This is a genomic window from Sphaerotilus uruguayifluvii (assembly GCF_013294065.1).
Classification (GTDB): Bacteria; Pseudomonadota; Gammaproteobacteria; order Burkholderiales; family Burkholderiaceae_C; genus Sphaerotilus; species Sphaerotilus uruguayifluvii.
This window is the reverse complement of record NZ_JABSNM010000017.1, coordinates 1-21,068: the sequence shown is the minus strand read 5'-3', so window position 1 is coordinate 21,068 and position 21,068 is coordinate 1. Positions and strand designations below refer to the sequence as shown.

17 protein-coding genes and 1 pseudogene are annotated in these 21,068 nt (G+C 70.9%); 6 read left to right on the top strand and 12 right to left on the bottom strand.

All coding sequences use genetic code 11. The features are described 5' to 3' along the window. Nucleotides 1–33 precede the first annotated feature (33 nt). Nucleotides 34–915 (bottom strand): alpha/beta fold hydrolase, encoded by an 882-nt coding sequence (locus HNQ01_RS16705; protein WP_173806563.1) that lies wholly within the window; start codon nucleotides 913–915, stop codon nucleotides 34–36. A gap of 120 nt (nucleotides 916–1,035) precedes the next feature. Between HNQ01_RS16705 and HNQ01_RS16700 the strand changes: the two genes are divergently transcribed. Next, nucleotides 1,036–1,806 (top strand): 3-hydroxybutyrate dehydrogenase, encoded by a 771-nt coding sequence (locus HNQ01_RS16700; RefSeq protein WP_173806562.1) that lies wholly within the window; start codon nucleotides 1,036–1,038, stop codon nucleotides 1,804–1,806. 27 nt (nucleotides 1,807–1,833) lie between these two features. Here HNQ01_RS16700 and HNQ01_RS16695 read toward each other — a convergent pair whose 3' ends face one another. Further along, nucleotides 1,834–2,616, bottom strand: coding sequence for an SIMPL domain-containing protein (locus HNQ01_RS16695; RefSeq protein WP_353621728.1), 783 nt, complete (start codon nucleotides 2,614–2,616; stop codon nucleotides 1,834–1,836). A 209-nt stretch (nucleotides 2,617–2,825) separates the two neighbouring features. Here HNQ01_RS16695 and ompR point away from each other — a divergent pair, with 209 nt between their 5' ends. After that, nucleotides 2,826–3,560 carry an osmolarity response regulator transcription factor OmpR gene (ompR, locus tag HNQ01_RS16690; protein WP_173806560.1) on the top strand — a complete coding sequence of 245 codons (735 nt, stop codon included), beginning with the start codon at nucleotides 2,826–2,828 and terminating at the stop codon, nucleotides 3,558–3,560. 120 nt (nucleotides 3,561–3,680) lie between these two features. Further along, nucleotides 3,681–5,105 (top strand): sensor histidine kinase, encoded by a 1,425-nt coding sequence (locus HNQ01_RS16685; RefSeq protein ID WP_286180911.1) that lies wholly within the window; start codon nucleotides 3,681–3,683, stop codon nucleotides 5,103–5,105. Here HNQ01_RS16685 and HNQ01_RS16680 read toward each other — a convergent pair. Together HNQ01_RS16680 and HNQ01_RS16675 are read right to left on the bottom strand one after the other, a co-directional pair. Beyond that, the gene (locus HNQ01_RS16680) at nucleotides 5,074–7,392 is read right to left on the bottom strand and encodes a PAS domain-containing protein (protein ID WP_173806559.1); all 2,319 of its coding nucleotides are present in this window, start codon (nucleotides 7,390–7,392) and stop codon (nucleotides 5,074–5,076) included. The genes HNQ01_RS16685 and HNQ01_RS16680 overlap by 32 nt on opposite strands. Next, nucleotides 7,392–8,339: an ABC transporter substrate-binding protein gene (locus HNQ01_RS16675; protein WP_173806558.1), complete on the bottom strand. Its 948-nt coding sequence runs from the start codon at nucleotides 8,337–8,339 to the stop codon at nucleotides 7,392–7,394. The genes HNQ01_RS16680 and HNQ01_RS16675 overlap by 1 nt, the downstream gene beginning before the upstream one ends. Nucleotides 8,340–8,515: 176 nt before the next feature. Here HNQ01_RS16675 and HNQ01_RS16670 point away from each other — a divergent pair, with 176 nt between their 5' ends. Next, nucleotides 8,516–10,522, top strand: coding sequence for a peptidase U32 family protein (locus HNQ01_RS16670; RefSeq protein WP_173806557.1), 2,007 nt, complete (start codon nucleotides 8,516–8,518; stop codon nucleotides 10,520–10,522). Nucleotides 10,523–10,542: 20 nt separating this feature from the next. Here HNQ01_RS16670 and HNQ01_RS16665 read toward each other — a convergent pair whose 3' ends face one another. Both HNQ01_RS16665 and HNQ01_RS16660 read right to left on the bottom strand, forming a co-directional pair. Then, nucleotides 10,543–11,454, bottom strand: a complete 912-nt coding sequence (locus tag HNQ01_RS16665) for an SDR family oxidoreductase (protein WP_173806556.1) — start codon at nucleotides 11,452–11,454, stop codon at nucleotides 10,543–10,545. A 14-nt stretch (nucleotides 11,455–11,468) separates the two neighbouring features. Further along, nucleotides 11,469–12,497 carry an NADP-dependent oxidoreductase gene (locus HNQ01_RS16660; RefSeq protein ID WP_173806555.1) on the bottom strand — a complete coding sequence of 343 codons (1,029 nt, stop codon included), beginning with the start codon at nucleotides 12,495–12,497 and terminating at the stop codon, nucleotides 11,469–11,471. Nucleotides 12,498–12,559: 62 nt separating this feature from the next. On the opposite strand from HNQ01_RS16660, the gene HNQ01_RS16655 reads away from it, so the two are divergent. Then, a complete protein-coding gene (locus HNQ01_RS16655) occupies nucleotides 12,560–13,168 on the top strand; it encodes a Uma2 family endonuclease (RefSeq protein WP_173806554.1) in 609 nt (202 codons plus the stop codon). Here HNQ01_RS16655 and HNQ01_RS16650 read toward each other — a convergent pair. The 5 genes from HNQ01_RS16650 to HNQ01_RS16630 all read right to left on the bottom strand — a co-directional run bounded on the left by HNQ01_RS16650 (nucleotide 13,092) and on the right by HNQ01_RS16630 (nucleotide 19,726). Beyond that, nucleotides 13,092–13,571 (bottom strand): PaaI family thioesterase, encoded by a 480-nt coding sequence (locus HNQ01_RS16650; protein WP_173806553.1) that lies wholly within the window; start codon nucleotides 13,569–13,571, stop codon nucleotides 13,092–13,094. The genes HNQ01_RS16655 and HNQ01_RS16650 overlap by 77 nt on opposite strands. 83 nt (nucleotides 13,572–13,654) lie before the next feature. Continuing rightward, complete coding sequence (locus HNQ01_RS16645) at nucleotides 13,655–14,446, bottom strand: SDR family oxidoreductase (RefSeq protein WP_173806552.1); 792 nt, start codon at nucleotides 14,444–14,446, stop codon at nucleotides 13,655–13,657. Beyond that, on the bottom strand, nucleotides 14,446–16,257 hold the full coding sequence (locus HNQ01_RS16640; protein WP_173806551.1) for an acyl-CoA dehydrogenase: 1,812 nt from the start codon (nucleotides 16,255–16,257) through the stop codon (nucleotides 14,446–14,448). Before HNQ01_RS16640 ends, HNQ01_RS16645 begins: the two co-directional genes overlap by 1 nt. Nucleotides 16,258–16,403: 146 nt before the next feature. Further along, nucleotides 16,404–17,579 (bottom strand): acetyl-CoA C-acyltransferase, encoded by a 1,176-nt coding sequence (locus HNQ01_RS16635; RefSeq protein WP_173806550.1) that lies wholly within the window; start codon nucleotides 17,577–17,579, stop codon nucleotides 16,404–16,406. Nucleotides 17,580–17,626: 47 nt separating this feature from the next. Then, the gene (locus HNQ01_RS16630; protein ID WP_173806549.1) at nucleotides 17,627–19,726 is read right to left on the bottom strand and encodes a 3-hydroxyacyl-CoA dehydrogenase NAD-binding domain-containing protein; all 2,100 of its coding nucleotides are present in this window, start codon (nucleotides 19,724–19,726) and stop codon (nucleotides 17,627–17,629) included. Between the two features lie 177 nt (nucleotides 19,727–19,903). Between HNQ01_RS16630 and HNQ01_RS16625 the strand changes: the two genes are divergently transcribed. Continuing rightward, a complete protein-coding gene (locus HNQ01_RS16625; RefSeq protein ID WP_173806548.1) occupies nucleotides 19,904–20,704 on the top strand; it encodes a phosphodiesterase in 801 nt (266 codons plus the stop codon). A 107-nt stretch (nucleotides 20,705–20,811) separates the two neighbouring features. Here the strand turns inward: HNQ01_RS16625 and HNQ01_RS16620 are convergent. Continuing rightward, a pseudogene (locus tag HNQ01_RS16620) lies at nucleotides 20,812–21,068 on the bottom strand (IS5/IS1182 family transposase); the annotation flags it as partial.

Below are 21,068 nucleotides of genomic sequence, written 5' to 3'. Positions count from 1 at the left end.
GTCGCGAAGAAGGGTGGCACGGAAGGGGCGGCCTCAGCCGCCGAGCAGGAAGTCGCGCACGCAGTCGACCTGGTCGGGCTGCATCAGCATCGGCGCATGGCCGACGCCGGCGAACTCGACGCAGCGCGCCTGGCGGCCACGCTGCACCATCGCCTGCGCGGTCTGCGCCGACAGCAGGTCGGACTCGGCGCCGCGCAGCAGCAGCAGCGGATCCTCGATCGACGCCCAGGACTGCCACAGCAGCGCCTCGCCGATGCGGCCGATCTCGGGCGTCCAGCTGCGGAAGGGCACGGCGATGGCCGGGTCGTAGTGCAGACGCCAGCCGCCCTCGGGCGCCGGATGCAGCATCGGCCGACCGAGCTCGGCCCACTGCTCGGGCGTGTGCGGACCGAAGCTGGCCGAGATGGTCTGCAGGTAGGTGATGCCCTGCTCGACCGACTCGAAGCGCAGCGGCTGGCCCAGGTACTGGCCGATGCGCGCGATGGCGACCGGCTCCAGCGCCGGGCCGACATCGTTGACTACCATGCGACGGATCAGCGGCGGCTGGCCGGCGGCGCGCAGCCCGGCCAGTCCCATGCCGATCAGGCCGCCCATCGAGGTGCCGACCCAGTCGACCCGCTCGACGCCCAGCCGCGCGATCAGCGTGACCATGTCGGCCACGTAGGTCGGGATCTGGTAGAGCGACGGGTCCGTCAGCCAGTCCGAGCGCCCGCGCCCGACCACGTCCGGGCAGATCACCCGCCGGTCGGCGGCCAGCGCGCGCGCCAGCGTGTCGAAGTCGCGGCCCTGCCGCGCCAGGCCGTGCACGCAGACGACGACCTCCGGATTGGCGGGATCGCCCCATTCGGCATAGGCCATGCGGTGCAGGCCGCCGGGGTGGGCACAGGTGACGTGGTGCAGTCGGGGTTCTTGCATGGCGGCAGCGTTGAGGTTCGGCATCGACGATGGGGCTGTCAGGCGAAGGGGGAACTTCGCGTTCAATAATGCATGTTAACCAACCCGTTCTCCCAACCACCACCCTTCGGAGGAAGACAGATGCTGAAAGGCAAGACCGCGCTGGTCACCGGATCGACCAGCGGCATCGGCCTGGGCGTGGCCCTGTGCCTGGCACGTCAGGGCGCCAACGTGATTCTCAACGGCTTCGGCGATGCCGAGGGCCCCAAGGCCGAGGTCGCCGCGCTGGGCGTGAAGGTCGGCTACCACGGCGCCGACATGAGCAGGCCGGCCGACATCGAGGCGATGATGGCCTACGCCCAGGCCGAGTTCGGCGGCGTCGACATCCTGGTCAACAACGCCGGCATCCAGCATGTCGCAACGGTCGAGGACTTTCCCGTCGAGCGCTGGGATGCGGTCATCGCGATCAACCTCAGCTCGACCTTCCACACGACGCGGCTGGCGCTGCCGTCGATGAAGGCGAAGAACTGGGGCCGCATCATCAATATCGCCTCGGTGCACGGCCTGGTGGCCTCGACGCAGAAGGCCGCCTATGTCGCGGCCAAGCACGGCGTCATCGGCCTGACCAAGGTGACCGCGCTGGAGAACGCCACCACCGGCGTGACCTGCAACGCGATCTGCCCGGGCTGGGTGCTCACGCCGCTGGTGCAGAAGCAGGTCGACGCGCGCGCCGCCCGGGACGGCGTCGACAACGACGAGGCCGTGCGCCGGCTGCTCGGCGAGAAGCAGCCCTCGCTGCAGTTCACCACGCCCGAGCAGCTCGGCGAGCTGGCGGTCTTCCTGTGCTCGTCCGCGGCCGACAACGTGCGCGGCGTGGCCTGGAACGTCGACGGCGGCTGGACCGCGCAGTGACGCCGCGAGGCGTCGTGCCTGACGCGCTCAGCGCGTCATCGTGACGGTGCCCTGCACCGTCACCGACAGCGTCGCCCGCCCCCCCTCGGTCGGCAGCGGCGCCGGCGCGGCCTCGGCCGCGGTGCTGGCGACCATGCGCGCCATCGGCATCGGCCGCACGCCGCTGTCGACCTCGCCATCCTGCACCGTCACCTCGCGCAGGAGGTAGCCGGTGTAGCCGAACTGGCGCGCCATCTCGGCGGCGCGTTCGCGGAAGCGCCGGATCGCCTGCTCGGTCAGCGCCGACTCGTGGCGCTCGCGCAGCTCGCGCGACAGCGAATAGCCGGTGGCGACGATGTTCATGCCCTGCAGCCGCCCGGCGGTGGCGGCGATGCGCGCGACGTCGCGCCCCTCCAGCGTCAGCCCGGCGTTGCCGCTCCAGCCGGCGATGCGGCCGTCGCGGCCGTAGCGCGGCTGGATCGAGAAGCCGCTGGTGCGCACCGTCATCTGCTGGCCCTCGGCCGCGCGCCGGGCCTCGGCCAGCGCCGCGTCGAGCACCTGCTTGAGCGCCGTCTGCACCTGCGTGGCGTCGCTGCCGTCGCGCACCGCCTGCAGCGACACCGACAGCTCGTCGCGCGCCACCTCGGTCTGCGCGCTGGCCGAGAAGCCCAGCTGGTTGGCCTGGAGGGCCTGGGCGGCGACAGGCGCCACGGCCTGGGCCCGGGCCTGCGGCGCCAGCGCCGCCGCCAGCACCGCCAGCGCGGCGCTCGCCAGCGCGGGCGATCCCCTGCGCAGGAAGTTCGGAGAAGTCGGGACAGTGCGGACCTTCACGGCGTGTTCGCTCCAGGAAATGCGGATGCCCCGATGCGGGGACCTCGAGTCAACGGATGAAGGAACAGGCACGCCGACAGACATCGTGAATAATTAACACCAACGTCCTCTACACCAGAGCGCAATAGATGTAACAGGGGGTCAGACTGGATGAAAAAGCTTCTCCGACCTGCGCAGAATCGCGCCTGTTACAAATCCGGAGCCCCCCGATGAACACCGCCAACGCCCAGCGCACCGACCGGATCGTCGTCGTCGACGACGACGCGCGCATCCGCGACCTGCTGCGTCGCTACCTGACCCAGGAAGGCTTCGAGGTGCTGCTGGCCGAGGATGCCAAGGCCCTCAACCGCATCCTGACACGCGAGACGATCGACCTGATCGTGCTCGACCTGATGCTGCCGGGCGAGGACGGCCTGTCGATCTGCCGCCGCCTGCGCGCGGCCAACGACCTGACGCCGATCATCATGCTGACCGCCAAGGTCGAGGATGTCGACCGCATCGTCGGCCTGGAAGTCGGCGCCGACGACTACCTGCCCAAGCCCTTCAATCCGCGCGAGCTGCTGGCGCGCATCCACGCGGTGCTGCGCCGCCGCCCGGTCATGGAGGCGCCCGGCGCGCCCTCGCGCGAGGCGCAGACCGTCATCTTCGGCCCCTTCGAGTTCGATCTGGCGCTGCGCCGCCTGACGCGCGACGGCGAGGTGATCTCGCTGACCACCGGCGAGTTCTCGATGCTCAAGGCCCTGGTGCGCCATCCGCGCCAGCCGCTGAGCCGCGACAAGCTCGCCCAGCTGGCGCGCGGCCGCGAGTTCGAGCCCTTCGACCGCAGCCTGGACGTGCAGGTCTCGCGCCTGCGCAAGATGATCGAGCCGGATCCCTCGCAGCCGCGCTACATCCAGACGGTGTGGGGCGTCGGCTACGTGTTCGTTCCGGACGGCGCGGCATGATGTCGCGACCCCTGATACATTTCGTTTCATAATTCGGAAATCGAAGTGTCATCAGGGGGGTACCGCGCGCCGCAGCCTCGGGCCGTGGTGACCGCATGAAGCTGCCGACCTGACCCGCCCATGGCCTCGACGACCACCACGACCTCTTCCTGTCCTCCGCCGCGCGAGCCGCTGGCCCGCGTCCTGATGCGGGGACTGGGCCAGCTGGCCCGGCGCTACATGCCGATGAGCCTGTTCTGGCGCACCTTCCTGCTGCTGTCGCTGATGCTGGGCGCCGGCATCATGGGCTGGGTCTACACGCTGCGCTTTCTCGAGCTCGAGCCGCGCGGCGTGCAGGCCGCGCAGCAGATCGCCAGCCTGGTGAACCTGTCGCGCGCGGCGCTGCGCTACACCGACCAGGTCAACCGGGTGGCGCTCGTCAAGAACATCGCCGAGCAGGAGGCGGTCAAGCTGCAGCCGCGCGAGCCCAACGACCGCTGGGAGCCCTTCGAGGTCGACCGCTTCACCCGTGCCATCGGCGCGGAGCTGCGCAGCCAGCTCGGCCCGCAGACCATCGTCGCCAGCAGCGTCAACGGCCGCCCCGGCCTGTGGGTCGGCTTCCTGATCGAGACCGACAACTACTGGCTGCAGGCCGACCCGAACCGGGTCCAGCCCGCGGTGACCGGCCGGACGACCTTCGTCGTCATGGGCCTGACCTTCCTGCTGACGCTGGGCGGCTCGGCGCTGATCGCCGGGCTGATCAACCGGCCGCTGCGCCAGCTCAGCTTCGCCGCCAGCCGCATCCGCGACGGCGAATATGCCGAGCGGCTCGACGAGGACACCACCACGCGCGAGATCCGCGAGGTCAACCGCGGCTTCAACCGCATGGCGCGCGAACTGGCCAAGATCGAGGACGACCGCGCGGTGATGCTCGCCGGCATCAGCCATGACCTGCGCACGCCGCTGGCGCGCATCCGCCTCGAGACCGAGATGAGCGTCTACGACGAGGAGGCCAAGCGCAACATGGCCGCCGACATCGACCAGCTCGACGCGATCATCGACAAGTTCATGGACTACGCGCGGCCGACCGAGGTCAAGCTCGCGCCGATCGTTCTGGCGGTGCTGCTCGACACGGTGATCCGCCGCGTCAACGGCGAGCACCTGAAGGTGACGGCGCGCGTCACCACCGACGTGCGGGTGATGGCCGACGAGACCGACCTGGACCGCGTCTTCGCCAACCTGTTCGAGAACGCACGTCGCTATGCGCAGGGCGAGGACGGCGTCGCGCGGGTGAGCGTCACCTACGCACGCTCGGGCGACTGGGTGCTGGTGAGCGTGCGCGACGAAGGCCCGGGCGTCAGCCCCGAGCAGCTCGTGCGCCTGACCACGCCCTTCTACCGCGGCGACAAGGCCCGCACGCACACGCACTCGACCGGAGCCGGCCTGGGCCTGGCGATCGTCGACAAGACGGTGACGCGCATGGGCGGCCAGCTCGAGCTGGGCAATGCGCCCGGCGGCGGCTTCGTCGCCTACGTCAAGCTGCGTCGCGCGCCGACGGCCGGCTGAGCGGCAGCCGCAGCACGAAGGTCGCGCCCTGCCCCGGCGCGCTGATCGCGCGCACCGAGCCGCCCATGCGCTGCATCGCCTTGCGCACCAGCGCCAGGCCGATGCCGGTACCGGGATAGTCCTCCATGCGGTGCAGGCGCTGGAAGATCTCGAAGATGCGGTCGTGGTAGTCCATGTCGAAGCCCACGCCGTTGTCCTCGACGCTGATCTCGACCTGGTCCTGGTCGTCCTCGGGTACCCGTGCCCGGATGCGCACGCGCGGCGGCTGACTCTTCGCGCTGAACTTCACCGCGTTGGACAGCAGGTTGCGCAGCACCAGCGTCAGGCCCTCGGCATCGGCGCAGACCTGCAGCGCCGGCACCTCCACCTGCAGCTCGACCCGGCCGGCAGCCAGCTCGGCCGCGGCGTCGGCACAGACCCCCTCGATCGCCCGCGGCAGGTCGACCGTCTGCACCGACAGCGCGCGCCGCTCGGTGCGGGCATAGGCCAGCAGGTCCTCGATCAGCGCACCCATGCGGACCACGCCATCGCGGATCAGGCCGACGAACTCGCGGGCTTCGCCCTCGAGCTGCGGGCCGTGGTCCTGGATCAGCAGCCGGCTGTAGCCCTCGATGCCGCGCAGCGGCGCCTTCAGGTCGTGCGAGACGGTGTAGACGAAGCTCTCGAGCGACTGGTTCAGCTCCGACAGTTCGCGGGTGCGCAGATCCACCCGCCGCTCCAGGTCGGCATTGAGCTGGCGCAGCGCATCCTCGGCCTCGTGCACGGCCGTCACGTCGAGCTGCGTGCCGACGAATCGGATGATGCGGCCGGACGGGTCGCGCTCGGCATGGATCGAGACGCTGAACCAGCGCAGTGGTCCGCGTCGGGGGTCGCTGCGGAAGTGGGACATGCGACTGGCAGGCAGCACGCCCTGCGCAAAGCTGCGCAGCATGTCCATGACCAGCCCGCGGTCCTGCGGATGGACCTGCTCGACATAGTCCTCGAAGCTGGGCACACCCTCGGCCGGGTCGAAGTCCAGCAGCTGGTACATCTGCTCCGACCACCAGCCGCGGCTGCTCGCCACGTCGAAGGTCCAGCTGCCCAGCCGCGCATGGGACTCGGCCTCGCGCAGACGCTGCACCTGCTCGGCCAGCGCCTGCTGGACGGCATGGCGCTCGGTCACGTCGAGCAGCACGCCGTGGATGTCGGTGACGACGCCCTGCGCATCGCGCACCAGCCAGGTCCGGTCGTCCAGCCACAGCCAGCGACCGTCGGCATGGCGCAGGCGGTACTCCTGCCGATACTCGTCCGGGCCGCGGGCCAGATGCTCGGCGACGTCGCGGGTGATGCGGGGGCGGTCGTCCGGGTGGATCAGGTCGGCATAGATCAGCCGCCCCATCAGGAAATCGGCGCGCCGGTAGCCCCACTGGCTGACGTTGTCGCTGACGTAGCGCACCGGCCAGCCCTCGGCGTTGCGCCAGGTCATCACCACCAGCGGCGAGTGCGCGATCAGGTCGGCCAGGTGCTGCAGCTCGGCCTGACGCTGCTGCAGGTCGGAGGCCATCATGTCGACCGCGCGCCCGATCAGGGCCAGCTCGTCGGCGCCCTGCAACGCGGCGCGTGCGCCCAGGTCGCCCCGGCCGAGCGCGCTGGCGGTGCGGCGCAGCCACTCGGCGCGCCGGAACCACAGCAGATGCAGCAGCACCCCCAGCAGCATCACGCCGGCCAGCGTCGCCAGCGACTGGCGCACCAGGTCGGCGCGGGCCTGCGCATGGCGGATGCCCAGTGCATGGCCGAGGTCGACCTGGGTCAGCAGCGTCAGGTCCGGATCGATGCCGACCGCGCCCACCAGCATCTGCGGCTCGCCGGTCACCTCCGTCAGCGTCTCCAGGCGCAGCTCGCCGAGGTGATGGCGCTGCAGCTCCAGCAGCAGATGCCGCTCCTTAGGCGGCTGCGCGATCAGCACCGTCGAGATCAGGCGCCCGATCTCAGCGCGCGAGATCGAGCCCTCGATGCGACCGGTGTCGTCGAGCAGCCAGGCCTGGGTCAGGCCTTCGTGCAGCGCCAGGCCGGACACCAGCCGGCGCACCTGCGCCATCTCGCCGCGCCCGTGCGCGATCGCGATGCGCGTCTGCTCGATGGCCAGGCGCTCGCGCAGACGCTGCTGCTCGGCGCGCAGCACCTCGCTGTCGAGCTCGCGCAGCCGGGTCAGATGCCCCAGCCCGGTCATCAGCAGCGCGAACAGCGACAGCAGCAGCGGCAGCATCCAGCGTGCCGGCAGTCGCAGCAGCAGCGATTCCCGCGCCATCAGGTCGCTCCCGCCGACCGCAGCAGGCGCTGCAGCGCCCGGTCGTCGACCAGCCGCGGCCAGTCCGGATCCTGCCGGACCAGCGACAGCCGCCGCAGCGTGCGCAGCATCGCCGCGGCCTGCGTCGCCAGCGCAACGTGACCGCGCTCATCGCGGGCCAGCTCGGTCGCGCTCTCGTCGAGCGACATGAAGCGCAGGCCCTTGAGCGTCTGCAGATAGTCCTGTTCGGACAGCTCGGCCGAGGCGGCCAGCAGCGAGGCCGCCGCCGCCGGATCCGACTGCAGCGCCGCCAGGCCCCGCGCCCAGGCCTGCAGCAGCGGCATGGCCTGCTCGGGCCGCACGCCGCGGCGGCAGGCCAGCACGTCGATGATCTCGCCGGGCATCTGGCGGCTGTCGAAGATGGTGCGGAATCCCAGATTGCGCAGCTGGCTGGCCATCGGCTCGAAGGTGACGACGGCATCGATCCGGCCGGTGCGCAGCATGTCGACATGCTGCACACCCTCGACGGCCAGCGCCTGCACCTCCTCCGGTCGCAGCGAGCCCTCCTGCAGGAGCTGGTCGAGCATCAGTGCGCCGAGTGCGTTGCGCTCGAAGCCGATGCGCCGACCGCGCAGATCAGCGGCATGCAGCACGTCAGGCCTGGACAGCACCGCGTCTGCGCCGGCCGAGACGCTCAGCACCGACAGGATCGTCAGCGGGAGCCCGGCATCGGTCTCGCGCAGCACCTCGTCGAGCGTCAGCGCGGCCGCGTCGAGCAGGCCGTTGCGCAGCGCGCGCAGGCTCTCCGAGTTCGAGAACATGTCGACCACCCGCAGCCGCGTCGCGTCCGTCCAGCCGCGCTCGCGCGCCAGCACCAGCGGGTCATAGCCGACCCAGGCGTTGATGCCCACTCTCAGCGGCGCGGCCGGCGGCTCGGCACATCCGGACAGCACGGCCAGGGAGGTCATGCCTCGGAACAGGAAACTGCGACGGTTCGGGATCATGTGGGACTGCCTGAAATTCATCTTAGCAGTGCGGGATTTGCGCGCTTGTCCGGACTGCCCCGCATGGCGCGGTCTTCTTCGTAGAATCCGTGCCCTCCTCCGTCGCCCCCGGACGCCCTCCGCCACCGCGAGCCGCCGCCATGCCCCTGCGCCCCGACATCGAACTGCTCTCCCCCGCCCGCGACGCCGACATCGGCATCGAGGCGATCAATCATGGCGCCGACGCGGTCTACATCGGCGGCCCGTCCTTCGGCGCGCGCGCCTCGGCCGGCAACTCGGTGGCCGACATCGAGCGGCTGGTGAAGCACGCGCACCGCTTCGGCAGCCGCATCTTCGTGACGCTCAACACCATCCTGCGCGACGACGAGCTCGAGCCCGCGCGGCGCATGATCCGCCAGGTCCACGAGGCCGGGGCCGACGCGCTGATCGTGCAGGACATGGGCCTGCTGGAGCTCGACCTGCCGCCGATCGACCTGCACGCCTCGACGCAGACCGACATCCGCACGCCCGAGAAGGCGCGCTTCCTGCAGGACGCCGGCTTCTCGCAGCTCGTGCTGGCGCGCGAGCTCACGCTGGAGCAGATCCGCGCGGTGGCGGCGCAGGTCGACCGCGCGACGCTGGAGTTCTTCGTGCACGGCGCGCTGTGCGTCGCGTACTCGGGCCAGTGCTACGTCAGCCACGCCCAGACCGGCCGCAGCGCCAACCGCGGCGACTGCTCGCAGGCCTGCCGCCTGCCCTACACCGTCACCGACACGCAGGGCCGCATCGTCGCGCACGACAAGCATGTGCTGTCGATGAAGGACAACAACCAGAGCGCCAACCTCGAGGCGCTGGTCGACGCCGGCATCCGCAGCTTCAAGATCGAGGGCCGCTACAAGGACATGGGCTACGTGAAGAACATCACCGCCCATTACCGCCAGCTGCTTGACAGCCTGTTCGAGCGCCGCCCGGAGCTGCACGCCTCGTCCGCCGGCCGCGCCAGCTTCACCTTCACGCCGGACCCGGACCGCAACTTCAACCGCGGCAGCACCGACTACTTCGTCAACGGCCGCCAGGACGACATCGGCGCCTTCGACACGCCGAAGCACGCCGGCCTGCCGCTGGGCTGGGTGGTGCGCGTCGGCAAGGACCATCTGGACGTGCAGCTCGACGCCGGGGTCGATCCGCTCAACAACAACGACGCCCTGACCTACTACACGCTGCAGAAGGAGCTGACCGGCCTGCCGATCGACACCGCACAGGAGATCGACGCGAAGCAGCGCCTGTGGCGCGTGGTCCCGAAGGAGCCGCTGGCCACCTACCCCGACCTGCGCCGCGACACCGCGCTCAGCCGCAACCGCGACATGAACTGGGTGCGGCTGCTGGAGAAGAAGTCGGCCGAGCGGCGCATCGCGGTGACGATGCGGCTCGACGACACGCCGGACGGGCTGGCGCTGACGGTGAGCGACGAGACCGGGGTGACGGTCTGCGCCGAGGTCGCGCTGCCGAAGAAGGAGCCCGCGCGCGATGCCGCCCGGGGCGAGGCCGCGCTGCGCGAGCACCTGGGCAAGCTGGGCGCGACGATCTTCCGGGCGGACGCCTCTGACATCGTGCTGGCGACGCGCCGGCCGTGGTTCGTGCCGCCGGGCGTGCTCAACGCGCTGCGCCGCGATGCGTTCGAGCAGCTGGAGGCCGCGCGCGTGGACGCCCATGTGCGCCAGCCGCGCTGGCCGGAGGTCACGCCGCCGGTGCCCTACCCCGACGACACGCTGAGCTACCTGGCCAACGTCTACAACTCGAAGGCGCGCGACTTCTACGCCCGCCACGGCGTCAAGGTCATCGAGGCCGCCTACGAGAGCCACGAGGCGCTCGGCGACGCCAGCCTGATGATCACCAAGCACTGCGTGCGCTTCTCGCTCAGCCTGTGCCCGAAGCAGGCCAAGGGCGTCACCGGCGTGCAGGGCACGATCCGCGCCGAGCCGCTGACGATCCAGAACGGCGACGAGGTGCTGCAGCTGCGCTTCGACTGCAAGCCCTGCGAGATGCATGTCGTCGGGCGCATGAAGAAGAACGTGCTGAACCGCGCCGCGCGCGAGGAGAAGGCCAGCCTGGCCACCGGCGTGCCGATGCAGTTCTACCGGACGCGGCCGGCGGCGGCAGGGCGCTGAGGCGCCCCGAGCGTGGCCGCTCAGCCCATCAGCGCCTGTCGCAGCCGTTCGCCGACCTCCGGGCGCTCGGCGAAGGGGTCGCTCGGGTTGCGGCCCTGGACGATGTCCTCGGCGCGGGTGGCGACGATGCCGACCGCCTGCGGGTGGCTGTAGATGTAGAACTGCCCGGCCAGCACCGCGTCGATGACCTTGCCCGCCACGTCGGCCGCGCTGACCTTGCCGGCGGTGACGGCCTTGGCCGCCATCGCCTGGCCGACGAGCTGGCTGCGGGTGGGCGCGGCGGCGGGCAGCGCGTCGGGGCGCACCCGCTCGCTCTGGTGGATGCCGGTCGGCACGAAGTACGGACACAGCACGCTCGCCGCCACCTGCGTCGTCACCAGCCGCAGGTCCTGGAAGAGCGTCTCCGACAGGCTCACCACCGCGTGCTTGCTGACGTTGTAGGCGCCCATGTTGGGCATGTTGACCAGCCCGGCCATCGAGGCGGTGTTGACCACATGGCCCTCCCAGTCCGGGTCGGCCTCGGCGGCGGCCAGCATCATCGGCACGAACACCCGCACGCCGTGCGCCACGCCCATCAGGTTGACGCCGATCGTCCAGTCCCAGTCGGCGCGGCTGTGCTCCCAGATCAGGCCGCCGATGCCGATGCCGGCGTTGTTGAACACCAGATGCGGCGCGCCGAAGCGTGCCAGCACCGCCGCGCCCAGCGCCTCGACCTCCTCGGCCTTCGAGACGTCGAGCCGAAACGCCAGCACTTCCGCGCCGCTCGCCTTCCCGAGTGCGGCGACCTCGGCCGCGGCGCGATCGAGCGCGTCCTGCTGCACGTCGGCCATGACGATCTTCATGCCCAGGCCGGCGCACCGCCGCGCCAGCTCCAGCCCGAAACCGGAGGCGGCGCCGGTCAGCACCGCGGTCCTGCCCTGCAAGGTCTTCATGACAGGCCTCCCGTTCAGACCAGCTTCACCAGCTGCTTGCCGAAGTTGCGCCCCTTGAGCAGGCCGATGAAGGCCTCGGGCGCGTGCTCCAGCCCCTGCGCGATGCTCTCGCGGTATTTCAGCGTGCCGGTGGCCACGCCCGCGCCCAGTTCCCTGAGCGCCTCCGGCCAGACCGCCATGTGCTCGCTGACGATGAAGCCCTCGATCTTCATGCGGTTCACCAGGATCAGCGCCGGATTGGCCATCGGCAGCGGCTGGCCGTCGTAGCCGGCGATCATTCCGCACATCGCCACCCGGCTGAAGGCATTGGCGCGCAGCATCACCGCGTCCAGGATCAGGCCGCCGACATTCTCGAAATGGCCGTCGATGCCCGCCGGGCAGGCCGCCTTCAGCGCCGCCGACATCGACTTCAGGTCCGGATGCCGGCGGTAGTCGATGCAGGCGTCGAAGCCGAGCTCGTCGACCACATGGGCGCATTTCTCCGCCCCGCCGGCCAGGCCGACCACCCGGCAGCCGCGCGCCTTGGCCAGCTGGCCCACCGCCGAGCCGACCGCGCCGCTGGCCGCCGACACGGTGATCGTCTGCCCGGGCTGCGGGTCGATGATCTTGACCAGCCCGTACCAGGCGGTGACCCCCGGCATGCCGACCGCGCCCAGGTAGGCCGACAGCGGCACCTGGCGGGTGTCGACCTTCTGCAGCACGCCGCGCTGCGTGGCGTCGACCAGCGCGTGCTCCTGCCAGCCGCCCATGCCGACGACCGCGTCGCCGACGGCGAAATGCGGGTTGCGCGACGCGATCACCTCGCCGGCGGTGCCGCCGATCATCACCTCGTCCAGCGGCTGCGGCTGCGCGTAGCTGCGGCTGTCGTTCATGCGGCCGCGCATGTAGGGGTCGAGGCTCAGGAAGTGGTGGCGCACCAGCACCTGGCCGTCGGCCAGCTCGTCGGGGCCGGGCAGCGCCGTCTCGACCAGGCGGAAGTTGTCGACGCCGGCCTCGCCCTGCGGGCGCGAGGCGAGCACGATCTGGCGGTTCATCAAGGGCATGGGAGACTGCCTTTCTGCGGCGGGAGGGCCGGCCGATAATGGCCGGGTCGAAGGAGAGCCTGATGGGATACGCAGCGCGCCAGCCGGCCATGACCGGCGACGAATACCTGGTCTGGGAGGCCGGGCAGACCGACCGTCACGAACTCGTCGACGGCGAGGTCTACGCGATGGCCGGCGCCGAGGCAGGGCATGTCACGACGGCAGGAAACCTCTACATGGCCTTGCGCCAGCACCTGCGCGGCACGCCCTGCATGACCTTCATCAGCGACATGAAGCTGCATGTCGCGGCGCGCGACAGCTATTTCTATCCGGACGTGTTCGTCACCTGCGCCGAGGCCGATCGCGCCAGTCGGCTCGTCATGCGCGAGCCGGTGCTGGTCATCGAGGTGCTGTCGCCGGGCACCGCCGCCTTCGACCGCGGCGACAAGTTCGCCCACTACCGCCAGATCGCGTCGCTGCAGGAGATCGCGCTGGTGGACATCGGCAGCCGGCGCTGCGACGTCTACCGCCGTCACGGCGAGGGCGAAGGTCTGTGGCTGCTGCATCCGTTCGAGGCGGGCGAAGGGGTGACGTTCGCGAGCGTGGACCTGCGGCTCAGCGCGGCCGATCTGTTCGCGGATGTGGATCCTGAGCCGACGCCTCGTCCTCACCCGGCCGATTCAGCGCCTTGATCGCCCGCCCGCCGTGGCCGGCAGGCAGGCGCTTGACGTACTTGAAGGTGCCGGTGGCGTGCGCGCACAGCTCGCCGTGGCCGCCGTAGACGTGGCCTTCGGTGAAGGCCATCGTCGCGGAGCGGTGCAGCAGCCGGCCGACCGCGCGCAGCCGGCCTTCGCCGGGGCGGAAGAAGCTGGTCTTCATCTCGATCGTCACCGCGCCGCTGTCGGGCACGACACTGCGCGCGGCGTGCGCCATGACCACGTCGAGCAGCGTCATCGAGACGCCGCCGTGCGCGACCAGGAAGGAGTTCAGCAGCTCCGGGCGCAGCTCGAGGTGGATCTCGGCCTGGCCGTCGGCGAAGCGGACCAGCTCGAAGCCGAGGTGGTCGACGAAGGGGATGGGGACGGGGAATTGCATCGGGGCGGGCGGGTGGATTCCCGCTTTCGCGGGAATGACGGAGGACGAGGCACGGGCGGTGCCCGTCACGCAGCGGACGGGAATCAGCCGCCGTGGACGGCGCTGACGCCGCCGTCGACCGCCAGGATCTGGCCGGTGATGTGCTTGCCGGCCGCGCTGGCGAACAGGACGGCGGCGCCCTTGAGGTCGTCATCATCGCCGAGGCGGCGCAGCGGCGCCTTCTCGGCCAGCGCGTCCTCGCCCAGGCGCGCCAGCGTGCCGCGCGTCATCCGGCTCGGGAAGAAGCCCGGCGCCAGCGCGTTGACGGTGATGCCGTGGCGGCCCCACTCGCCCGCCAGCGCGCGGGTGAAGTTGATCACCGCGCCCTTGCTGGTGTTGTAGGCCAGCGTGGTCATCGCCGGGCCGTTGCCCGACAGGCCGGCGATCGACGCGACATTGACGATGCGGCCCGCGCCGCGCGGGATCATGCAGCGCCGACCCACCGCTTGGCTGATCAGGAAGACCGCGCGCACGTTCAGGTCCATCACCTTGTCCCAGGCCTCGAGCGGATGGTCCTCGGCCGGTGCGCCCCAGGTGGCGCCGGCGTTGTTGACCAGGATGTCGATGTCGCCCAGGCGCTCGCAGGTCTCGTCGACGATCTTCGCGACGCCCTCGGGCGTGCTGGCGTCGGCGGCGACCCAGCGTGCGTCGATGCCGCGCTCGCGCAGGGCGTCGGCGGCGGCCTCCAGCTCGTCGGCCTTGCGTGCGGTCAGCATGACCCTGGCGCCGGCGTCGCCGAGCGCCTCGGCGATCTGCAGGCCCAGGCCGCGCGAGCCGCCGGTGACCAGCGCGATGCGGCTCGTCAGGTCGAAGAGCTGATTGATCGGCGTACCCATCAGAACCACTCCTCCTGCATCGTCAGGCAGGTGTCGTCACGGTCACGGACCACCGCGAGCCAGGCGTCGATGCGCGGCAGCTCGTGGCGGAAGAAGAAGCGGCAGGCGGCGTGGCGCCCCTGCCCCGCGTCACTGTCGCGGTCGCTGGCCAGCGCCACGTCCAGCCACATCCACGCGATCACCACATGGCCGAAGGCCTGCAGGTAGGGCACCGCGTTGGCCAGCGCCTCCTCCGGCACGCCGGTGGCCCAGGCCGCCTTGGTGGCCGCGCCGAGCTGCTGCAGCGCCTGCGCCAGCCGCGACGCGAGGGGCTGCAGCCGCGCGTCCGGCAGCGCGCGCTCGATCGTCGCGTTGACCGCGCGCGCCAGCGCCATCAGCCCGGCGCCGCCATCCATCGTCACCTTGCGGCCGAGCAGGTCCAGCGCCTGGATGCCGTGCGTGCCCTCGTGGATCATGTTCAGGCGGTTGTCGCGCCAGTGCTGCTCGACGGGATAGTCGCGGGTGTAGCCGTAGCCGCCGTGGACCTGGATCGCCAGGCTGTTGGCCTCCAGGCACCACTCGCTCGGCCAGCTCTTGGCGATGGGCGTGAGCATCTCCAGCAGCCGCGCGGCGTCGCGGGCGGCGGCCGGTTCGCCGGTGTGCTGCTCGTCGACCAGGCGGGCGCAGTACAGCGCCAGGGCCAGGCCGCCCTCGACGTAGCTCTTCTGTGCCAGCAGCATGCGGCGCACGTCGGCGTGGCGGATGATCGGCACCTGCGGCTGGCGGGCGTCCTTGCCGGCCGGGCCGATCGGGCGACCCTGCGGTCGACCGCGCGCGTAGTCGAGGCTGGCCTCGTAGCCGGCCGCGCCCAGCATCACCGCGCCGAGGCCGACCGCGATGCGCGCCTCGTTCATCATGTGGAACATGCCCTTCAGGCCCTCGCCGGGCGCGCCGACGCGGTAGCCGATCGCGCCTGAGGCGCCGCGCACCGGGTATCGGCCCTCGCCGAAGTTCAGCAGCGTGTTCGGAATGCCGCGGTAGCCGAGCTTGTGGTTCAGGCCGGCTAGCGCCACGTCGTTGCGCTCGCCGGTCAGCGCGCCCTCCTCGTCCACCAGCCACTTCGGCACGATGAACAGCGAGATGCCGCGCACGCCCGGCACCAGCCGGCCGTCCGGGCCGGGAATCTTCGCCAGCACCAGGTGGACGATGTTCTCGGCCAGCTCGTGATCGCCGTTGCTGATCCACATCTTGTGGCCGCGCAGGCGGTAGCGGGGGCCGAGCGGGTCGTCGTCGGCGCCCGCGCCGTCCGGCTCGGCGCGGGTGGCGATGTCGGAGAGGCTGGAGCCGGCCTGCGGTTCGCTCAGGCACATCGTGCCGAAGAAGCGGCCGACGAATTCCTGGTGCGCGAAGACACGCTGCTGCGCCGGCGTGCCATGCGCCATCAGCAGGTTGGCGTTGCCGGTGGTCAGCATGTGACCGCCCAGGCCGACGCCCGCCTGGGCGAAGAAGCTGTTGGCGGCCATCTCGACCACGCAGGGCAGTTGCAGGCCGCCCAGCGCGTAGTCCTGCGCCGCGGCCAGCATGCCGGACTCGACATAGGCGCGGCTGGCCGCGTGCGAGCTGGCGGGCAGGATGACGCGCTCGCCGTCGAAGCGCGGCTCCTCGACGTCGGCGGTGCGGTTGGCCGGCGCGAACTTCTCGCGGGCGATGCGCTCGCAGGTGTCGAGCACCGCGGCGAAGGTCTCGCGGCTGTGATCGGCGAAGCGGGCGCGCGCGGTCAGCGACTCGACGCGCAGCCAGTCGTGGAGCAGGAAGTCGAGGGTGGCGCGCATGGGGCGGTGTCGGGGTTCTGCATCGACTCCGTCACCCTCGCGAAGGCGAGGGCCCACGGGGAGCACGGTCTGTGGCCTGCGTGGGTCCCCGCCTGCGCGGGGATGACGGAAGGAGCGGGAATCGTGGAACGTCGGGGACGACGGTGTCAGAGCACCTCGAACACGCCCGCAGCGCCCATGCCGCCGCCGATGCACATCGTCACGCAGACGTACTTGGCGGCGCGGCGCCGGCCCTCGATCAGCGCGTGACCGACCAGGCGCTGGCCGCTCATGCCGTAGGGGTGGCCGAGCGCGATGGCGCCGCCGTTGACGTTGAGCCGCTCCATCGGGATGCCGAGCCGGTCGGCGCAGTGCAGCACCTGCACCGCGAAGGCCTCGTTCAGCTCCCAGAGGTCGATGTCGTCGACCGTGAGCCCCAGGCGCGCGAGCACCTTCGGCACCGCGAACACCGGCCCGATGCCCATCTCGTCGGGCTCGCAGCCGGCGACCGCGAAGCCGAGGAAGCGGCCCAGCGGCTTGAGGCCGTGGCGCTCGGCGTAGCGCTCGTCGACGACCACGCAGGCGCCGGCGCCGTCGCTGAACTGGCTGGCGTTGCCGGCCGAGACCACGCCGCCGGGCTGCGCGGTGCGGATCGAGGCCACCGCCTCGACCGTCGTGCCCTCGCGCAGGCCCTCGTCGACACTGACGGTGAGCTGCTGCGTGCGCAGGCCCAGCACCTTGTCGGCCACGCCGGCGGTCACGGTGATCGGCGCGATCTCCTCGGCGAAGCGCCCGGCCGCCTGCGCCGCGCAGGCCTTGCGCTGGCTCTCGGCGCCGAACGCGTCCATGCGCTCCTTCGGGATGCCGTAGCGCTTCGCGACGTTCTCGGCGGTCTGCAGCATCGGCCAGTAGATCTCCGGCTTGTGCTGCTTCAGCCAGGAGTCGACGAACATGTGCTGGTTCATCTCCTGCTGCACGCAGGAAATGCTCTCGACGCCGCCGGCGACATGCACCTCGCCCTCGCCGGCGATGATGCGCTGCGCGGCCAGCGCGATCGTCTGCAGGCCGCTGGAGCAGAAGCGGTTGACCGTCAGGCCCGAGACGCTCACCGGCAGGCCGGCGCGCAGCACGATCTGGCGCGCGATGTTCCAGCCGGTGGCGCCCTCGGGGTTGGCGCAGCCCATCAGCACGTCCTCGACCGCGCCGGGCTCGATGCCGGCGCGGCGCACGGCCTCGGCCACGACATGGCCGCCGAGCGTGGCGCCGTGGGTCATGTTGAACGATCCCTTCCAGCTCTTGGCCAGCGGGGTGCGCGCGGTGGAAACGATGACAGCGGTGGTCATGGGGCGAACTCCGTCGTGTTCTGGATCAGGCCGATCGAGCCGGCCGCTCAGGCGGGGTTGAAGGTCTTGCCCTCGGCGACCAGGCGCGCCAGCAGCGGCGCCGGCTGCCAGAACGCCGCGTCGTCGTGCGGGTTGCGGGCGAAGCGTTTCATGTCCTCGACGACGTTGAACAGGCCCTGCGTGTCGGCGTAGCACATCGGGCCGCCGCGGTGCAGCGGGAAGCCGTAGCCGGTCAGGTAGACCATGTCGATGTCGCTGGCCTTGGCCGCGATGCCTTCCTCGAGCAGCCGCGCCGCCTCGTTGACCAGCGAATACACCAGCCGGTGCACGATCTCCTCGTCGCTGATCCGGCGCGGCGTGATGCCGAGCGCGGCGCGGTGGTCGGCGATCATCTGCTCGACCACCGGGCTCGGGATCGCGTCGCGCCGGCCGGGCGGGTAGTCGTGCCAGCCCGCGCCGGTCTTCTGGCCGAAGCGGCCCATCTCGCACAGCAGGTCGGCGGTGCGGCTGTAGCGCAGGTCCGGCTTCTCGAGGTAGCGGCGCTTGCGGATGTACCAGCCGATGTCGTTGCCGGCCAGGTCGCCCATGCGGAACGGGCCCATCGCGAAGCCGAACTTCTCGATCGCGCGGTCGACCTGGGTCGGCGTGCAGCCCTCTTCCAGCAGGAAGCCGGCCTGGCGGCTGTACTGCTCGATCATGCGGTTGCCGATGAAGCCGTCGCACACGCCGGAGACGACGCAGGTCTTCCGGATCTTCCTGCCCAGCGCCATCACGGTGGCCAGCACGTCCCTGGCCGTCTCGGCGCCGCGCACGACTTCCAGCAGCTTCATCACGTTGGCGGGGCTGAAGAAGTGCGTGCCGATCACGTCCTGCGAGCGCCGGGTGAAGGAGGCGATGCGGTTCACGTCCAGCGTCGAGGTGTTGGTCGCCAGGATCGCGCCGGGCTTCATCACCGCGTCGAGCTGCTCGAACACCGCCTGCTTGACCGCCATGTCCTCGAAGACCGCCTCGATCGCCATGTCGGCGTCGCCGATGTCGGCATAGCTCAGCGTGGTCGACAGCAGCGCCATGCGCTGCTCGTACTTGTCCTGTTTCAGCTTGCCCTTCCTGACCTGGGCCTCGTAGTTCCTGCGGATGGTGGCCACGCCGCGCTCGAGCGCCTCCTGCTTCGTCTCCAGCATCACCACCGGGATGCCGGCGTTCAGGAAGTTCATCGCGATGCCGCCGCCCATCGTGCCGGCGCCGATGACCGCGACCCGGTCGACCGGGCGCAGCGGCGTGTCCTCGGGCACGTCGGCGATCTTGCTGGCGGCGCGCTCGGCGAAGAAGGCATGGCGCAGCGCCTTGCACTCGGGCGTCCACATCAGGCCGAGGAAGGTCTCGCGCTCGAAGCGCATGCCCTCGTCGAAGGAGGCTTTGACCGACTTCTCGACGCAGTCGACGCACTTGACCGGCGCCGGAAAGTGCCGCGCCATCGCCCGCGCGGTGTTGCGCGCGAACTGGAAGTAGGCGTCGGCCTCCGGGTGGGCGGCCTTCAGGTCGCGCACCCGCGGCAGCGGACGCACGTCGGCGATCTCCTCGGCGAAGGCCACCGCGCCGGCGATCAGCTCGCCCTCGATCAGGCGGTCGATCAGGCGCTGGCCCGGCACCTGCGCGAGCTGCTCGCTCCTGACCGGCTCGCCCGAGACGATCATGTTCAGCGCCGTCTCGACGCCGAGCGCGCGCGGCAGCCGCTGCGTGCCGCCGGCGCCTGGCACCAGGCCGATCTTGACCTCCGGCAGCGCGATGCTGGCGCCCGGCGCGGCCACGCGGTAGTGGCAGCCCAGCGACAGCTCCAGGCCGCCGCCCATGCAGGTGCCGTGGATCGCGGCCACCACCGGCTTGGTCGCGCGCTCGACCAGCAGGATCAGGCTGAGCAGATTGGGCTCGGCCACCGCCCTGGGCGAGCCGAACTCCTTGATGTCGGCGCCGCCGGAGAACACCCGGCCGGCGCCGGCGATGACCATCGCGGCGATCTGCGGATCGGCCTCGGCGGCATGCACCTGCGCGGCCAGCGCGCGGCGGGTCTCCAGGCCCAGGCCGTTGACCGGCGGGTTGTCGAGCGTGATGACGGCGACTCGGCCGTGGCGTGCGAGGGTGGCGGTCATGGGGATCTCCTGCTGTCGGCCTGCGTGCGAGCCGGTGTCCGGGGGGTCCGGTGTCAGATCGTGGAAACAGTCTAGAAGGACCGTTTCGGTACCCTGTGTCCGATTCGGGACAATCCGAGGGAATGCCCGATCTGCATGATCCGGGCGACGACAAGTGCAGGGACGACACGACACGCCATGAAGCTGATCCATCTGAGCGACACCCATCTGCTCGCCCGTCGCGGCGAGACGCTGTACGGACTGGATCCGCACGCCCGCCTGGCCGAGGCCATCGACAGCGTCGTGCGTCGGCATGCCGATGCCGAGGCCTGCCTGGTCACCGGCGACCTGACGGATGCCGGCTCGGACGCGGCCTGCCGCGATCTGGCCGGGCTGCTGGCGCGGCTGCCGATGCCGGTGCATCTGCTGCCGGGCAACCATGACGACCGCACGGCGCTGCTGCGCCACTTCCCGTCGATGCAGCGCGATGCGGGCGGCTTCCTGCAGGGGGCGGTCGAGCTGAGCCTGGGGCGGCTGCTGCTGCTCGACAGCGTCGATGCCGGCCGGCCGCAGGGCTGCTACTGCGCGGCGCGGCTCGACTGGCTCGACGGCCAGCTGCGCCGGGCCGAGCGCGACGACGTGCCGCTGTGGCTGGCGCTGCATCACCCGCCGATGGACAGCGGCATCGTCTCGATGGACCGCTACGGCATGCCGGGCGAGCGCCCGCGCGCGCTGGCCGAGCTGCTGCGCCCGCACGCCGCGCGCATCCGCCATCTGTTCTTCGGCCATGTGCACCGCGCCTTCGCCGGCACCTGGCAAGGCATCGGCTTCTCCTGCACCCGCTCGACCTGCCACCAGGTCGCGCTCGACCTGACCCGCGAGGACGAGGTGCCCGGCAGCGACGAACCCGCCGGCTACGGCGTCATCCTCGCCGACGCCCGGCAGGTGATCGTGCATCACCAGCTGATCGGGCCGATGGAGGCGCGGTTCGTGCTGTGAGACAAGGTGAGAATTTTTATGAGCAATCAGCCCGTAAAAATCATGCAGCGCCTGGCTCTGTTGCACAAATCCACGAGCAGACGCCCTGACCCCAACCCCGGACGGACTCATGCCACGGCACCCACCGGCACGGTCTGCGGCCGGCCGATCTGACTGAAGCGGTTGAGCACGGCCACGCGCACATGCAGCTCGACGACCTGACGCTCGAACGTGCGGGCCGTGACCCGCTCGCCCAACCGCTTCAGGCAGTGCATCTTGGTCTCCACCAAGCTGCGCCGGTGATAGCCGCTCCACGTCTTCCAGATGCTTGTGCCCAGGCGCTGGCATGCCCGGACGGCCTCGTTTCGGGACTCGGATCCCGGAC

What these genes read in the sequence shown, in the direction of transcription:
- HNQ01_RS16650 (WP_173806553.1), bottom strand. Translation starts at nt 13,571, where the DNA reads ATGCAATTCCCCGTCCCCATCCCCTTCGTCGACCACCTCGGCTTCGAG.
- HNQ01_RS16655 (WP_173806554.1), top strand. Translation starts at nt 12,560, where the DNA reads ATGGGATACGCAGCGCGCCAGCCGGCCATGACCGGCGACGAATACCTG.
- HNQ01_RS16700 (WP_173806562.1), top strand. Translation starts at nt 1,036, where the DNA reads ATGCTGAAAGGCAAGACCGCGCTGGTCACCGGATCGACCAGCGGCATC.
- HNQ01_RS16660 (WP_173806555.1), bottom strand. Translation starts at nt 12,497, where the DNA reads ATGCCCTTGATGAACCGCCAGATCGTGCTCGCCTCGCGCCCGCAGGGC.
- ompR (WP_173806560.1), top strand. Translation starts at nt 2,826, where the DNA reads ATGAACACCGCCAACGCCCAGCGCACCGACCGGATCGTCGTCGTCGAC.
- HNQ01_RS16670 (WP_173806557.1), top strand. Translation starts at nt 8,516, where the DNA reads ATGCCCCTGCGCCCCGACATCGAACTGCTCTCCCCCGCCCGCGACGCC.
- HNQ01_RS16635 (WP_173806550.1), bottom strand. Translation starts at nt 17,579, where the DNA reads ATGACCACCGCTGTCATCGTTTCCACCGCGCGCACCCCGCTGGCCAAG.
- HNQ01_RS16645 (WP_173806552.1), bottom strand. Translation starts at nt 14,446, where the DNA reads ATGGGTACGCCGATCAATCAGCTCTTCGACCTGACGAGCCGCATCGCG.
- HNQ01_RS16665 (WP_173806556.1), bottom strand. Translation starts at nt 11,454, where the DNA reads ATGAAGACCTTGCAGGGCAGGACCGCGGTGCTGACCGGCGCCGCCTCC.
- HNQ01_RS16685 (WP_286180911.1), top strand. Translation starts at nt 3,681, where the DNA reads ATGGCCTCGACGACCACCACGACCTCTTCCTGTCCTCCGCCGCGCGAG.
- HNQ01_RS16625 (WP_173806548.1), top strand. Translation starts at nt 19,904, where the DNA reads ATGAAGCTGATCCATCTGAGCGACACCCATCTGCTCGCCCGTCGCGGC.
- HNQ01_RS16675 (WP_173806558.1), bottom strand. Translation starts at nt 8,339, where the DNA reads ATGACCTCCCTGGCCGTGCTGTCCGGATGTGCCGAGCCGCCGGCCGCG.
- HNQ01_RS16640 (WP_173806551.1), bottom strand. Translation starts at nt 16,257, where the DNA reads ATGCGCGCCACCCTCGACTTCCTGCTCCACGACTGGCTGCGCGTCGAG.
- HNQ01_RS16705 (WP_173806563.1), bottom strand. Translation starts at nt 915, where the DNA reads ATGCAAGAACCCCGACTGCACCACGTCACCTGTGCCCACCCCGGCGGC.
- HNQ01_RS16630 (WP_173806549.1), bottom strand. Translation starts at nt 19,726, where the DNA reads ATGACCGCCACCCTCGCACGCCACGGCCGAGTCGCCGTCATCACGCTC.
- HNQ01_RS16680 (WP_173806559.1), bottom strand. Translation starts at nt 7,392, where the DNA reads ATGGCGCGGGAATCGCTGCTGCTGCGACTGCCGGCACGCTGGATGCTG.